General features: G+C 38.9%; 14 protein-coding genes. 9 read left to right on the top strand and 5 right to left on the bottom strand.

What is annotated here, in order from left to right; genetic code table 11:
- Window positions 1-7 precede the first annotated feature (7 nt).
- A complete protein-coding gene (locus HMAT_RS22840) occupies window positions 8-271 on the bottom strand; it encodes a hypothetical protein (RefSeq protein WP_077438077.1) in 264 nt (87 codons plus the stop codon).
- Window positions 272-846: 575 nt separating this feature from the next.
- Between HMAT_RS22840 and HMAT_RS22835 the strand changes: the two genes are divergently transcribed.
- From HMAT_RS22835 to HMAT_RS22815, 5 genes are all read left to right on the top strand, one after another.
- On the top strand, window positions 847-1,563 hold the full coding sequence (locus HMAT_RS22835) for a GNAT family N-acetyltransferase (RefSeq protein WP_104385169.1): 717 nt from the start codon (window positions 847-849) through the stop codon (window positions 1,561-1,563).
- A gap of 184 nt (window positions 1,564-1,747) precedes the next feature.
- A complete protein-coding gene (gene argG, locus HMAT_RS22830; RefSeq protein ID WP_104385168.1) occupies window positions 1,748-2,932 on the top strand; it encodes an argininosuccinate synthase in 1,185 nt (394 codons plus the stop codon).
- Window positions 2,933-3,023: 91 nt separating this feature from the next.
- Entirely contained in the window at window positions 3,024-4,037 is a 1,014-nt protein-coding gene (argC, locus tag HMAT_RS22825) for an N-acetyl-gamma-glutamyl-phosphate reductase (protein WP_104385167.1), read from the top strand.
- A 516-nt stretch (window positions 4,038-4,553) separates the two neighbouring features.
- A complete protein-coding gene (locus tag HMAT_RS22820) occupies window positions 4,554-5,285 on the top strand; it encodes an AAA family ATPase (RefSeq protein ID WP_104385166.1) in 732 nt (243 codons plus the stop codon).
- Window positions 5,286-5,616: 331 nt separating this feature from the next.
- Complete coding sequence (locus HMAT_RS22815) at window positions 5,617-6,912, top strand: DUF3472 domain-containing protein (RefSeq protein ID WP_104385165.1); 1,296 nt, start codon at window positions 5,617-5,619, stop codon at window positions 6,910-6,912.
- A gap of 82 nt (window positions 6,913-6,994) precedes the next feature.
- On the opposite strand, the gene HMAT_RS22810 is transcribed toward HMAT_RS22815, so the two are convergent.
- On the bottom strand, window positions 6,995-7,831 hold the full coding sequence (locus tag HMAT_RS22810; RefSeq protein ID WP_104385396.1) for a hypothetical protein: 837 nt from the start codon (window positions 7,829-7,831) through the stop codon (window positions 6,995-6,997).
- Window positions 7,832-8,200: 369 nt separating this feature from the next.
- Here HMAT_RS22810 and HMAT_RS22805 point away from each other — a divergent pair, with 369 nt between their 5' ends.
- Genes HMAT_RS22805 through HMAT_RS22790 form a run of 4 tightly spaced genes read left to right on the top strand, consistent with a single transcriptional unit; the run spans window position 8,201 to window position 10,556 of the window.
- Window positions 8,201-8,716, top strand: a complete 516-nt coding sequence (locus tag HMAT_RS22805; protein WP_104385164.1) for an RNA polymerase sigma factor — start codon at window positions 8,201-8,203, stop codon at window positions 8,714-8,716.
- 41 nt (window positions 8,717-8,757) lie between these two features.
- Window positions 8,758-9,444 carry a hypothetical protein gene (locus tag HMAT_RS22800; RefSeq protein ID WP_104385163.1) on the top strand — a complete coding sequence of 229 codons (687 nt, stop codon included), beginning with the start codon at window positions 8,758-8,760 and terminating at the stop codon, window positions 9,442-9,444.
- Between the two features lie 6 nt (window positions 9,445-9,450).
- A complete protein-coding gene (locus HMAT_RS22795; RefSeq protein WP_104385162.1) occupies window positions 9,451-9,972 on the top strand; it encodes a DUF4252 domain-containing protein in 522 nt (173 codons plus the stop codon).
- A gap of 5 nt (window positions 9,973-9,977) precedes the next feature.
- Window positions 9,978-10,556: a DUF4252 domain-containing protein gene (locus HMAT_RS22790; RefSeq protein ID WP_104385161.1), complete on the top strand. Its 579-nt coding sequence runs from the start codon at window positions 9,978-9,980 to the stop codon at window positions 10,554-10,556.
- An 87-nt stretch (window positions 10,557-10,643) separates the two neighbouring features.
- On the opposite strand, the gene hemL is transcribed toward HMAT_RS22790, so the two are convergent.
- The 3 genes from hemL to hemC form a co-directional block, all read right to left on the bottom strand.
- Window positions 10,644-11,954, bottom strand: coding sequence for a glutamate-1-semialdehyde 2,1-aminomutase (gene hemL / locus HMAT_RS22785; RefSeq protein WP_104385160.1), 1,311 nt, complete (start codon window positions 11,952-11,954; stop codon window positions 10,644-10,646).
- Window positions 11,955-12,079: 125 nt separating this feature from the next.
- On the bottom strand, window positions 12,080-13,054 hold the full coding sequence (hemB, locus tag HMAT_RS22780) for a porphobilinogen synthase (protein ID WP_104385159.1): 975 nt from the start codon (window positions 13,052-13,054) through the stop codon (window positions 12,080-12,082).
- A 109-nt stretch (window positions 13,055-13,163) separates the two neighbouring features.
- Window positions 13,164-14,750, bottom strand: a complete 1,587-nt coding sequence (hemC, locus tag HMAT_RS22775) for a hydroxymethylbilane synthase (RefSeq protein ID WP_104385158.1) — start codon at window positions 14,748-14,750, stop codon at window positions 13,164-13,166.
- Between the last annotated feature and the right edge of the window lie 157 nt (window positions 14,751-14,907).

Here is a 14,907-nt window from a genome sequence, read left to right as displayed (position 1 = left end):
GCTTTTTTTATTGTTGAGCATGATTGATGCTGTCCTGCTGTTTTTGCAAACGTTCTTCACGTTCGATTTCTCTGGAATCGATCTGATGTTGTTGATAGTTGTCCATCGCAACTTTGCTCGCTTTCTGCGATACATAAATCGCCAGTATGGCGACCACAGTAATAATTGCGAGTCCCCAAGCGTATTTATGTTTGTCCTGTTTGACAAGCCAATACATAAAGATGATATAGGGCACAGCAAAAATAATATAGAAAATTAAACTCGGTGACATGCTATTTTCCTCTAAATGATGTATACAAAAGTATCGTTTTTGTCCAAAAATAACGAACCCATAGAAAAAAGTCCCCTTATCAATTAATAAAGCCTTAAACCTTCATCAGTTTTATTGTCAAATTAATATCGCCTGAGGCCTGGCGACATGCTGGGGTTATCAATAATTAATTGCTTGAAAATGAAGGTTACAAGCCTGTTTTGAGTCCTGATTGTAATTTTTTGATTTTTGCAAAAAATCCATGATAATATTGTGGAAAAGAAAAAAATATTTTTATACATTTGCAACGTCAGAAACAAATTGACAGAGACATAAAATGAAACACAGCAAAAAGAACGACTATTCTTATACTCAAACTTTTGAGAAGTTTATGAGAAAGGTATTCTGTGCTTTCATTTTCGTAGAAATACCTGTTTTACGCTTCCGACGACCCATACTACCTCGGGCTTGATTTGAGGTAGTGAATCTTTCCAAACAAGGCCATGATTGTCCGATGGTTTTGAATCCATTATTTTAATTTATTCAGTAACAAAACACGACAGTAGTTGTTGTTTTATTATTAGGGTCGTAAGTCAATGACTATATCAGATTTTTTAATTATTCCGGCTAAACCTGAGCATGCACATTATGCAGAGGTTATTTGCAACGAGATGTTCGAGTCTGCAAAGGCTCGTGGTACTGGTATTGCGCGTCGTAAACCAGAGTATGTTGCCAACAAAATGAATGAAGGCAAAGCAGTAATTGCTTTACATCGGGACGGTCGATGGGCAGGTTTTTGTTATATTGAAACTTGGGGCCATGGCGATTACGTTGCAAATTCTGGACTTATAGTCAATCCCGAATTTCGGAAGGTTGGTTTGGCAAAAGCCATTAAGAAAAGGGTATTTGATTTGTCCCGTGAAAAATATCCCAAAGCAAAGATATTTGGTTTGACCACAGGTTTTGCTGTCATGAAAATTAATTCAGAACTTGGATACGAACCCGTACCATATTCAGAATTGACGAACGATGACGAATTCTGGAAAGGCTGTCAGAGTTGTGTGAATTATGAAATTTTAATGAGCAAAGACCGTAAGAATTGTATGTGTACGGCTATGCTCTGGGATCCAGAAGAAAAAGAACGTGAGCTGAAAGAAAAGATCCAACGTAAACATGAAGCAAAGGAGCGTTTAGAGCGAATCACACAAAAACAATCTTTGTTAAAACGTATACAGGCAAAGTTTTGGAAATCGGCCAATAAATTCGTGGCGGTCAATTTCCCAAAGCATAATAAAGTTGCAAAAGGATTTTAATAACTTTAACAGGAGAAATTGGATGGTATATACCTTTCTCCGCAAAAATCATACATAGCATGTCAACTGGCGTAGCAGCCATTGAAAATAAATAATGAACAGCGATGAAACGGTCAGCTTAAGGCTCAAATAGAGTCAGGTTGGTTGATAATAGTTTCACCACACTAAAAAACAATTTATCTCAATGAAAAAAGTAGTTTTAGCATTCAGCGGAGGATTAGATACTTCGTTTTGTTGTATTTATCTTACGCAAGATTTAGGGTTAGAGGTTCATTCCGTCGTCGTAAATACAGGTGGTTTTTCGGATGAAGAATTAAAAAATATTGAAGCTCGTGCTTATGCATTAGGTGTAAAATCACATACGGCGATTGACGAAACAGCAGACTATTACCGCGAAACTATTAAATACTTGATCTTTGGTAATGTACTGAAAAATGCGACCTACCCATTGTCAGTATCTGCTGAACGCGTATGTCAGGCTACTGCCATTGCAAACTATGCAAAAAAAATCGGAGCTGAATGTGTTGCACATGGCTCTACAGGTGCTGGAAATGACCAAGTACGTTTTGACATGATTTTCCAAACCTTGATACCCGGCGTTGAAATTATTACACCTATCCGTGATTTACAGTTATCCCGCGAAGCGGAAATCGAATACTTGAATAAACATGGTGTTGAGTACTCGGCAGAAAAAGCCAAATATTCAATCAATAAGGGGCTTTGGGGTACTTCTGTCGGTGGGGCGGAAACATTGACATCCAATCAATATCTACCCGAATCGGCATGGCCCACTCCTGTGACTTCTTCAGATCCCCAACAAATCACAATAGATTTTGAAAAAGGGGAGCCAGTTGCTTTAAACGGAGAGAAAATGGCATCGGTTAAGGTCATTCAGGAATTGCAGACAATCGCTCAACCTTATGGCATCGGTCGTGATATTCACGTAGGGGATACAATTATCGGTATCAAAGGTCGTGTAGGTTTTGAAGCCGCAGCTTCAGTGATTTTGATTAAGGCACACCACACGCTGGAAAAACATACTTTGACCAAATGGCAATTATCCTGGAAAGATCAAATCGCTGCTTTCTACGGAAATTATATGCACGAAGGACAGATGCATGATCCAGTGATGCGCGATATCGAAGCATTCTTACAGTCTTCGCAGGACACTGTAACGGGGCGTGTGATCGTTGAATTACATCCTTATCGTTTTGTTGTGATTGGTACTGAGTCGGAGCATGATTTAATGTCCAATAAATTCGGTAGTTACGGGGAGATGAATAAAGGGTATACTGGTGACGATGTGAAAGGCTTCTCTAAAATTTTTGGAAATCAGACTATTATCTGGCATAAAGTAAACAATAAGTAAAAAGTCAAAATAAAAAAAGGGAGGTAGTTGGTAAGCCTTTGGCTTGTGTAACCGAAGTCTCAATACTCATATCTCAATACAAAAAAAGAAAATGATAAAAGTAGGAATCGTTGGTTCGGCAGGATATACGGGCGGTGAATTATTACGGGTATTGATTTATCATCCCGAAGTAGAAATCGTGTTTGCTAATAGTGCGTCTAATGCAGGGAACAAATTATATGAAGTTCACAATGACCTTTTCGGTGATACAGAACTGACCTTCACTTCAGATTTTCATACAGATATCGACGTTTTGTTTTTGTGTGTTGGCCATGGTGATGCACGTAAGTTTTTAGATGCGAATCACGTTGCGCCAGCTGTAAAGATTATAGACCTTTCGCAAGATTATCGTCTTCGGGCGAATACCGTGTATCAGGGACAGCAATTTGTATATGGACTTCCAGAACTAAATAAGGAAGCGATCAGATCTGCGCAGTATATTGCCAATCCGGGTTGTTTTGCCACCAATATTCAGTTGGCCTTATTGCCATTGGCAAACAAGGGGCTACTACCTGATCAGATCCATATTAATGCGACGACAGGGTCTACTGGTGCTGGACAGAAGCCTGGGGCGACCACGCACTTTTCTTGGCGTAACAATAATCTTTCTGCATACAAGTCTTTCGAGCATCAGCATCTACAGGAAATTTCGGAGTCCTTGGATCAATTGCAAAATGGATTTTTGCCAACTTCTGATGATTCATTATTAGCACGTGCCGCGGAAAGAATAAATTTCGTTCCGCAGCGTGGTGATTTTACACGGGGAATTTTCTCGGCGATTTATGTTGACTCAGATTTGACGGAGGAACAAGCTTATGAATTGTACGAAGACTATTATGCCACACATCCATTTACGCACGTTAGTCGGAGCAATATTGACCTCAAACAAGTTGTAAATACCAATAAAAGTATTATCCACTTGGAGAAACATGGGAATAAGTTGCTGATCTTAAATGCGACCGATAATTTGTTGAAAGGAGCATCTGGACAAGCCGTACAAAATATGAATCTTATGTTCGGATTAAATGAACGTACAGGATTAAATCTAAAAAGTGTTGGTTTTTAATTATTTATACCTTATTCAACAGCTCTATTAACAGAATGTGAATAATTAAAACAGATAAAAATTTGATAAAACACAGTTATCAACATAGTTATTAACATGGTGTGGAAAAGTGAAGCGGGTAACCGCTTCACTTTTTTTATGTCCGATAATTTTTTGCATAAAGCTTAAAGAAGGCGCAATAGCTGCCAAGGTACTAGATCGATATCACTACTATATTGGATAAGCCGGCACCCGGTTTGCTCCATTGTATTGTTACCGTATGTTTCTTAACTTAGTGAGTATAAAATCGAGTTAATTCGATCTTGTTTAGCCAAATCAATTTGCGGTAACCAATTAAAGTGCAAAAATGACCAGGCATAAAACTCATACCGACACTTGGCGATAAAATATTGGAATTAATAGATGGGCTGGGCGTTTGGTTTCTACCGTTGCCACTGGGATTTATTTTTATTCCGGTGATCTATTACGTTGTAAAGGCGTTCAGAGAAGTTTAGTGTTTCATTGTTATCAGATTTTATGTATTACATTCACTCCATAAAAAATACAAAACCAATCAAGGATCGAATAGTGTATCCGTTTAATATTGCTTCAATATTGAACTTGAATGAGTTACGGTTTCGATCCCCTGTGACCTTTATCATTGGGGAGAATGGTTCGGGTAAGTCCACTTTGGTGGAGGCTATTGCTATTAATGCTGGCTTTAATCCTGAAGGGGGGACCAAGAACTTTAATTTCCATACGAAAGATTCCCATTCCGAACTTTTTAACGAGCTGCAGGTCATAAGAACAGCCTTCCGTGAAAGTGATGGGTTTTTCTTACGGGCCGAGAGCTTTTATAATGTGGCGACAGAGGTTGATGATATATTTGAAGATGATTTGGGGGCTCTTGAGACAAATTATGGGGGCTCATTGCACGAATGCTCTCATGGGGAGAGTTTTCTTGATTTAATGTATAAACGCTTTTCGGGACGTGGACTGTATCTACTTGATGAGCCTGAATCAGCGCTTTCTATCAACAGCCAATTTCGTTTACTAACGAGAATAAATCAATTGGTCAACAATAAGTCCCAATTTATTATTGCTACCCATTCACCAATTTTGTTGGCCTATCCAGATGCGGAGATTTACACCGTTTCTGAGTTCGGTTTGCAACAGGTGGAATATGAAGAAACCGAACAGTTTAAACTTTATAAGTATTTTCTGAATAATTATCAGAAGATGGTTACCGAACTCGGTTTGAATGAATAGACTTTCAATTAAAGAAGGAGCTTTGCTATTTTTCTTTATTTTATTTGAGATTCATATAGGGCTACGCTAATATCTTTCATAAATCTTTTTAATGGGTTGAATATTGGGGTAATTATCGCTGCTTTTTTACACAATCGATTGATATACATTTCCTTTCGTTTTATGTCAATCTAAGCTTTATCTTCATCAAAGTAATACAATTTCCAAGAACTGATTTAAACGCACGCTAATATCTGCTTAACTGATATGAGCTCACTTGGCTTCTAAAAAACTTGATAGCTGAGGCGACATAAATGGCTTAGGTAACAGACAAATGATAAAAAAATAAAAGATGAAAAGAAAACTCTTTATCAAACACTTCTTCATAGGTGCCTTATCTTGCCTTTCAATAGGTAGTAATGCGCAGACTTCTATAAAATCCTATTCCGTTCCGCTGGCGGGCAATGCCTTTATTACTACCGGACAAAATGATGGTGCAGAAATTTCAGGGCGCAATGGGCTGGTGAAATGGTCGAATGATCAAAGCATCGCATCGGTTTATTTCAGAACTGAGAAAACCGGAAATCTTGAATTAAAGCTCAAAGCAAAAGCTGAGGCCGGAAATACTTCCAAAATAGAGATTTCTGCCTTGGGAAAAAGAAGTTCCTTAGATATAAAAGGAACTGAGTTATCCGAGACCGCAGCCTTGTCGATTGATGTCAAAGCGCCGGGCTATGTACAGGTGAACTTAAAAGGACTAAGTAAGTCGGGGAGTAACTTTGCCGATGTAACGGAATTAATTGTTAGTGGAGAAGCAGCATCTGAAGGTCTTATCTATTCAAATGATCCTGATTATTACTATTGGTCACGTCGTGGTCCTTCCTGTCACTTAAATTATACGATACCGAGTGAAGGAAATGTCAGCTATTATTATAATGAAATAACTGTCCCAAAAGGAGAAGATAAAATCGGTTCATATTTTATGGCCAATGGTTTTGGTGAGGGATATTTTGGTATACAGGTGAATTCAGAGACGGAACGACGTATTCTTTTTTCAGTTTGGAGCCCCTTCCATACAGATGATCCGAAAAGTATCCCAGAAGATCAAAAAATCCATTTGTTAAAGAAAGGAAAAGACGTGCAAACGGGAGAATTTGGCAATGAAGGATCCGGTGGACAGAGTTACCGTAAATATTTCTGGAAAGCGGGTGAAACTTATAAATTCTTGTTGAAAGGTGTCCCGGATGGAAAAGGGAATACAGACTATACCGCCTGGTTTTTTGTGCCTGAGGAAAAAGCATGGAATGTAATCGCCAGTTTCAAACGTCCGCAAACAAATACCTATTTAAAAAGATTTCATAGTTTTCTGGAGAATTTTAGCCCGAATCAGGGATATTTAGGAAGACAGGTAGAATTTAAAAATCAGTGGGTTTATGATGGCCAATGGCGCCCTGTCCAATCCGCTTCATTCAGTGTTGATAATACCTACCGTGCTCATCAGCGTATTGATGCTATCGGTGGAACAACAGAAAATGGCTACTTTTTAAGAAACGGAGGTTTCTTTAATGATATTGTTAAACCGGGCAACATGTTTGAGTTTGTCAATAAAAATACCGCGCCGAAAATTGATTTTGAGAAATTACCATAATGTCAGGTGGTCACACAATGAACCCCTAATGTAGCACTAAAAAAAAGAGCCTGATATCAATACCAGGCTCTTTTTTTTAATGCTATTTCTCGGAGAGTTTAATATCTCGTTCCACCGAGACATTATCTCCCGTAATCGCATTACCTTCTTTATCTACTAAGGTTAATTTAACCTTAGTATTTCCCATTGGTAAGCCTTTAATTTCATAGGGCCCCCATTTATCCAATGTAAATGTCTGTCCGTTGATATCTGCGGTAACTTTATTTCCGTCTGGGGCAATACTGGTGTTGACCAAGTAGAAATCCAGCAATAAATTTTTGGTTTCATCACCTTTGTATTCCCCTTTTGGACGGGAGTAAAACAAAGATGGTTCTTTAGGAGTTGGTTCCTGTGTCAATTTCCCTGTGGCATCTATCTTGAATTTAATCAATTTTGAGGCCTCCGTAGTTTTAATGGATTCGTGATAAGACCGGGACAGAAATGAGAGTAGATAATGCTCTGAATTTAAAGCCAAAGTAACAGTGTGCTCGGGTTTATACAGTGCGGTATAAGGTTTATTATCCAAAATAAAATGGATATGTTGTCCATCATGCGAGTTGGCCATATGGGCGGCATGCGCATCTTCTGTCATTTCAGTTAGCGTGAAGTTTTTAACAGTATATTTCACGGTAACCTTTGCGGAGTCAGCACCTACTTTTTCGGCACTAATAGAAGCAATCTCGAGGTTTGCCCCAGGAAATTGTTTTGAATCAGCAATTGGACTAACTGAAATAGAATCCATTTTCTGTGCAATACTGGTATCGGCATCACCCATTGAATCCTTGTGGTCAGCACCTTTATTGGATGAATTATTACATCCAACGGCTCCGATCAACAAGACTAATGCAGCGGTAACGCCTGTAATTCTGTAGTACTTCATAATTTTTTTATTTAAATTTTTATTGTTCAGCATCTTAAATAACAATAGCTCAGCGTATTTTGTTTGTAATAATGCCAAAATCAGTAAGCTGTTTGTGAGAAAACGTTATCTTAAACAGGAAATCATCTTGTCGATCGTTTTCACAGGGCTAAAAGAACAGCGTACATAGCCTGTGATTTGAATAAATAAATAGTTTAAAAAAATATTCATATTAGATGTAATAAATAGGAGACCTGAAATGTCTTGTTTATATAGCATGCAAAAATGGTAAAGGAAATAATATAAGACGTATTTAAAACGAACAAAAAAAATTAGCTAAGCTGCAGGTTTGTACAATCAAAATCTCAAATCTAACATCTCAATACTAAAATGAACCAAGAACAATTTAAAAATACCGTTTTCGTCCATAAGGATAAGCTATTTCGCTTTGCGAAACGGATCTTGGTTGATGACGATGAAGCATTTGATGCGGTTCAAAATGTGATGATGCGTCTGTGGCAGGGGAAAGATAAATTGTATCAATATAGAAATTTAGAGGCATTTTGCATGCAGAGCGTTAAAAATGAGGCATTGAACCGGATTAAAAAAGATAAGGTCCGTACAGATTTTGCTGAACAGCACCAGATTATTTCAACAACAGAAAATTCTGTAGGAAATACGAAGGAGATAATTTTGGAAATGATCAACTCGCTGCCTGAAAAACAGCGTCTTGTGATGCATTTACGTGATGTAGAAGATTATGATATCGACGAGATCGTAGAAGTATTGGAAATGGGGGAGTCTGCTGTCAGAGTTAATCTGATGCGGGCCAGGCAGAAAGTAAAAGAGCAGTTGACAAAATTATTTGATTATGAAAGTGTCCGGATTTATTCAAATAAAAAATAGAACAGATAGCTTCATCAACATTGAAACTCAAATTTGTAACGATGAAAAACAAAAGATTAGAGGAATTGCAAGATAAATACTTTGATGGCAAGACGTCGTCAGAGGAAGAAAGGGAGCTGAAGAAATCGGATGAACTGTTCTTTCAGCTATTGGATCAGGAAAAGAGTGTGAAAATGGACTGGTCCTTTGATGAATTTGAAAATCAGATCAAAGCAGATAAGAAAATCATCAGATGGCGAGCCAATAATTGGATAAAATATACTGCAGCAGCAATTCTCCTGGCGGTTATGGGATTCGCTTTTTATCTGAGTCAAGAGCCAACAACAGATCCGCCAGTACTTGCTGATCAACAGATAAAAAAGCCACAGGAAACCTCAGCTAAGGATGTTACAGCGCATAATGAAGCAACAGCACATTCAGATGTGGAGATAATAGTAAGTGGAGACAAGAAACGAAGTACAATGCTCGCGGCGAATACTTCGAAGCATTTTAATCAACGCGTGCCATCGAAGAAAATAATGGCGAACAAGAAGAAGGTTGTCCAGTCTTTACAGCAAATGGAAGATGGCTATCAGGCGGATTATGTTGTATTAAACGGTAAACCTGTTGCCAACGAAGAGGAAGCTGTTGAATTGACTCTTAAGTCATTGGGATTGCTGGCAAATAATCTGGAAAATGGAGTAGATAAAGCAATGAATATAAAACAAATGTCAATATCAATTAACTAAAATAATATGAAAGGATTATTAATAGCTTGCCTATTACTTGTAGCAAGTATGGCAAACGCACAGATTTCCAAGTTAGATAAACTTTTCGAGCAATATCAAGGGAAAAAGGGAGTGACCACACTTAAAATTGGAGCCCCAATGTTCAAGTTGTTAGGGAATTTAAAAATTGATGACGAGGATATGCAGACGATTACGCCGCTACTTAAGAACGTTAAATCTTTACGTATGTTGATCGTGGAAGATGGCGAAGATAAAAATTTGACAGGTATCATTCGTGGCGCCGTTTCAAATTTAAAATATGAAGAACTTATGTCGCTAAACAGCGATGGTCAAGATATTCGGTTCATGGTGGAAAATATGTCTGCGAATGCGGATATTCTAAACAATTTATTACTTACAATAAATGGGGATGACCAGAATCTATTTATGATTCTGGATGGAGCGATACCTTTGAAAGATGTGACCAACTTGGTCAATGAAGGAAACAACAAAGTGAGTAAAGACAAACAAAATAACAATAAAAAGTAAATATTATGAAAAGAATACTAACATTGTTATGCCTAATTGGAGTGCTATTTTCATTGCAGTCCTGTATCATTAAAAAAGGTTCCAACATGGATTTTGTAAGGGGATCCAATGTTTCAAATAATGCAGAGATCGTGGCCATCAATTTGCCGATGTGGTTGACCAGACCATTTATCAAAAAGGCATTGCAGGATGATAACGACGAGGATGCAAAGGCGATGGCCGCCATCGTCAAAAAGTTGAAAAAATTCAGGATGATGACATTATCTAATAATGATCAGGAAAAGAATGCGTTGATTCTGAAAGATTACCATAAATTTTTAAAGAAAAACAAATTTGAAGAACTGCTGGTGATTAATAGTGAGGGGGAGGAGATCTCAATCAATGCACGTATTGACAAAGATAATGTAATCAGCAGGGTCTCACTTTTGGTACATGATGAAGGAGATGAAAGCGTATTTATGGATATTAAAGGCAAATTTTCATTGGATGAACTTATCCAGGGATTGAATAAGATAAAATCGAAAGATAAAAAGCTATCTACAAAATTGGCTGATACCCATACTGTAGTTCAACAGGAACTTTAGTTGAGACAGAGATTCTTGATTAAACAGCACATAAATGCCCCAAGAACTAAAATAGTTTTTAGGGCATTGTTGTATTATACTTTCCTTTTATGAATGAAAGACGATGTCCAAGGCATCAAAAATATGCTTCTTGGCGGTATTTAAATCCGCGTCGGTATGCGCAGCGGAAACAAAACCAACTTCATAGCCCGAAGGACCGAAGTAAACTCCTCTATTCAGAAGTTCGCGGTGCATGATTTTGTATGATTCCATGGAAGCGGGATCAATTTCACTTGCTTTCTTGATATCTTCTTGCTCAGTAAATGCAAACCAGAAAATAGAGGCAACATGGAATAATTGTACTTGATAACCTTTTTCAGCGATATAATCACGAAGATCCTGAACGAATGCCGCAGTTTTCGCATTTAAGTTTGTGTAGAAATCATCTTGCGCTAAAATAGTCAGGGCTGCAATACCTGCTGCCATGGCCACAGGGTTCCCAGACAAGGTACCAGCTTGATAAACGGCACCGTCAGGTGATATACAAGCCATAAGTTCTTTGGATGCCCCATAGGCTCCTACTGGCATACCGCCACCTATGATCTTGCCATAGGTGATAATATCCGGCTGGACTTCGTAGTATGCAGAAGCTCCTTCAAAACCGATCCGGAATCCGGTGATGACCTCATCCATGATTAGCATACTCCCATTTTCTTTTGTGATATCACGCAAGAAATGCATGTATTCTTTGGATTGCATTAATAGACCGTTGTTGGCAGGAATACCTTCAATGATCACAGCAGCAATCTGATCTTTAAATTCTGCAAAAGCAGCTCTTAGCGCGTCTTTGTCATTTAACTCGATGACGATTGTTTCATCTGCAAAGGCTTTGGGAACGCCAGCCGAAGAAGTTTCTCCGAAAGTAACCAGTCCAGAACCAGCCTTCACTAAAAGCGAATCCGAATGACCATGGTAACATCCGTCAAATTTGATAATCTTATCCCGTTTGGTATATCCTCTTGCCAAACGGATTGCGGACATCACAGCTTCAGTTCCTGAACTGACGAAGCGAATTTTCTCGATATATTTATTTTTTTCAATAATCAATTCGGCGAGTTGATTTTCCAGAGCAGTAGGTGCACCAAAACTCAATCCTTTACCTAATTGTGCGGCAACGGCCTCACGAACTTGATCGTTATTGTGTCCCAGAATCAAAGGACCCCACGAACAGCAGAAATCGATGAATTCATTGCCATCAGCGTCCCAAAGACGGGCTTTGTCACCTCGTTCTATAAATAATGGAGTACCAAATACGGATTTAAAAGCCCGAACCGGAGAATTCACACCGCCCGGGAAGTATTGTTTTGCTTTTTCAAATAATTCAGCAGATTTTGCTCGTGAAATATCAGGTGTTTGCATTGTCAAATTGAAAAGTAAAAATTATTTAAAGATGAGCTCGCTATTGCTCGTTAAAAAGTAAAAAAAAGAGATACTTGTCAGCCGCAGGCTTCCACGACCGAAATCTAAATGCTCCTATCTCAATACTAAATACTAATATATCCTTTCTCCAGGACTTCTTTGGCGTGGTAAGATAAAATTGCTGTTGCGCCTGCACGTCTGAAACTTAATAACGTTTCCAGGATCACACGTTCGTCCAGCCAGCCATTTTGGATGGCAGCTTTTAACATCGCATATTCGCCACTGACGTTATACACCGCGATTGGGAGATCAAAATTGTCAGCGAGAAGTTTCACAATATCTAAATAAGGAAGCCCTGGTTTGACCATTAGGAAATCTGCACCTTCTTGTGCATCGAGTTGAGCCTCAATAAGCGCTTCTTTCGCATTTGCAGGATTCATTTGATAGGTTTTCTTGTCACCATGTTTTGGAGCCGAACCTAAAGCGTCTCTGAATGGACCATAATAGGCTGATGCATACTTCGCCGTATACGACATTAGAGATACGTTGGTGAAACCATTATGGTCCAATAGCTCACGAATATACCCGATACGTCCATCCATCATATCTGATGGCGCGATAATATCTGCGCCGGATTGCGCGTGTGCGAGTGCCATTTTGCCCAGTACCTCTAATGTTTCATCGTTTAAGATCTCGCCATCCTCGACAATTCCATCATGACCATCGCTGCTATAAGGATCCATTGCTACATCCGTAACGATACAAGCTTCAGGAAAATTTTTCTTTACGGCCTCAATAGCCCGTAAATACAAACTTCCGTCACGGTAACTCTCCGTCGCATATTTGTCCTTCAATGACTCTTCGATATTGGGAAATAAGTCAAATGAACGTAAGCCTAATTTGAGGCAGCTTTCCACTTCTTTCAATAAATTATCAATAGAATAGCGGTAAATACCCGGCATTGATTTAACTTCGGTTTTTTGATTTTGGCCATCTACGATAAAAAGTGGAAAAATCAAATTTGACGCGTCTAAACGTGTCTCTTGAATCATGTCGCGAATCACGGCAGATTTACGATTTCTTCTCGGACGTTGTAACATTATTTTTTATTTATTTATTATGATCCAGTGATTTCGTGTCGTTCAATTGCAAAGGCGGTAAATCCGTTTGCTAACTTTTCAATACGCAATACTAACTACTTGATACGATTTAATATTCCAGGCCAAAAACAGCCTCTGAGAGACCTATCTCGTCTGGTGAATACGGAAGTGTGTAAGGAACATTCATCTCATCAAACTTCGCTCCGGTTGAACGACCTATGCAGATAACCTTCTGTCCCGGCTCTAATAAATTGTCCGCAAAATAGGCTTCTACATTACTAGGGCTTGTAAATACGAGTACTTCTGCATTGGAGGGATCAACATCCTCTTCCAGTACGGTTTCATAGACAGGAATATTAATGATTTTTGTCGCTGGACTTAGCGCTTTCTGAATAGTCTCAAGCGATTCCTTTGCGCGCGGAATAAGGACCGTTCCACCATTTGCCAATTCGGCAAATTTCTTAGCGATTTCATCCATGTTAATACCTTCGCTGTCACCGGAAAAATCAGCTACACGATCGTACTTACGCAATACTTCTTCTGAACCACGGCCAATAACGCCTATTTTGGTCTTTTTACTCAATCGGGGTTCCAGATTGAAGAAATGCTCAATCCCGTTCTTACTTGAAAATATAATCCAATCGACATGCTTCAGGATAAAAGGATCCAGTTTGTTGATGATGGGAAATATTTTGATCAATGAACGGCCTTCGATGAAAATATTGTGTTTGGCCATTGCGCGCGCGAAGTAGGAATTTTCGTCCACCTCTCTGGAAATAAAGACCGATTGAGGCAACTTACGGTCTTTTGCGTACTTGCTGAAAATACGCTCTGCCAATCGGTTTGGATCAGCATCTCTGAGGTACACACGATCAGGAAAGTCTTCACTCGTATCAGCAATGGAAGCCCAAGCCTCATATTCGCCACCACTTTTACGACAATAACATCCGAGTGGAGCATGACATCCTGCGTCAAATTTGTTCAATACCAAGCGTTCCACAGCAATGGTTTTAGCTACATCATCATTATTTAGCGGCTGCAATGCGGCAAAGAGTTCTTTGTCGACTTCACGGATCTGAATAGCTAATACACCTTGTGCCGGAGCAGGAATAATTTCGACCGGCGGGATTTCTTCGACATGAAAATCAGAGATATCCATTTCGATACGGCTGATACCAGCTTTAGCCAGTACAATTGCGTCGTATTGTTCATCTCGCAGTTTTTGCATTCTTGTCTGCAGGTTACCTCTTAGATCGTCGAATTCCAGGTCTGGACGTAATGCCGATATCTGTGCCTTTCTACGGTTGGAAGATGTTCCAACGGTTGCGTTATGTTTTAAGGACAGACGCTTCTTGATATCTACACAATCCTTATGAATAATTAATAATTCGGAGGGATCCTCCCGTTCAGAAACAGCTGCGATGATCAATCCAGGTGGATTAATCGTAGGTAAATCTTTGTGCGAGTGTACAGCTAAATCAATGGTCCCGTTCAAAAGTTCTTCCTCAAGTTCTTTGGTGAAAAATCCTTTACCTTCCAATTTATCCAAACGGAGATGTTGAATAATATCACCTTGAGTTTTGATGACTTTTAACTCTGCTTCTATACCGATTTCCTGTAATCGGTCTTTCACAAAATTTGCCTGCCACATTGCAAGAACACTTCCCCTGGTGCCAATAATTAGTTTTCTATTCACGTTATTTTACTTTACCTATTAAAATGTGTTTAATACCATTTATCGAAGCAAAAATAAATAAATAGGTGGAATATGTTGACACGTTACTGTCATTATCTAGAAGGAAATGATTGATAAACCGAAAATTAGAATAGCAGTAGGAACTCTTTGACGAAAA

This window comes from Sphingobacterium sp. HMA12, from assembly GCF_002933815.1.
GTDB lineage: Bacteria > Bacteroidota > Bacteroidia > Sphingobacteriales > Sphingobacteriaceae > Sphingobacterium.
This window is presented reverse-complemented; position numbering and strand designations above follow the sequence as displayed.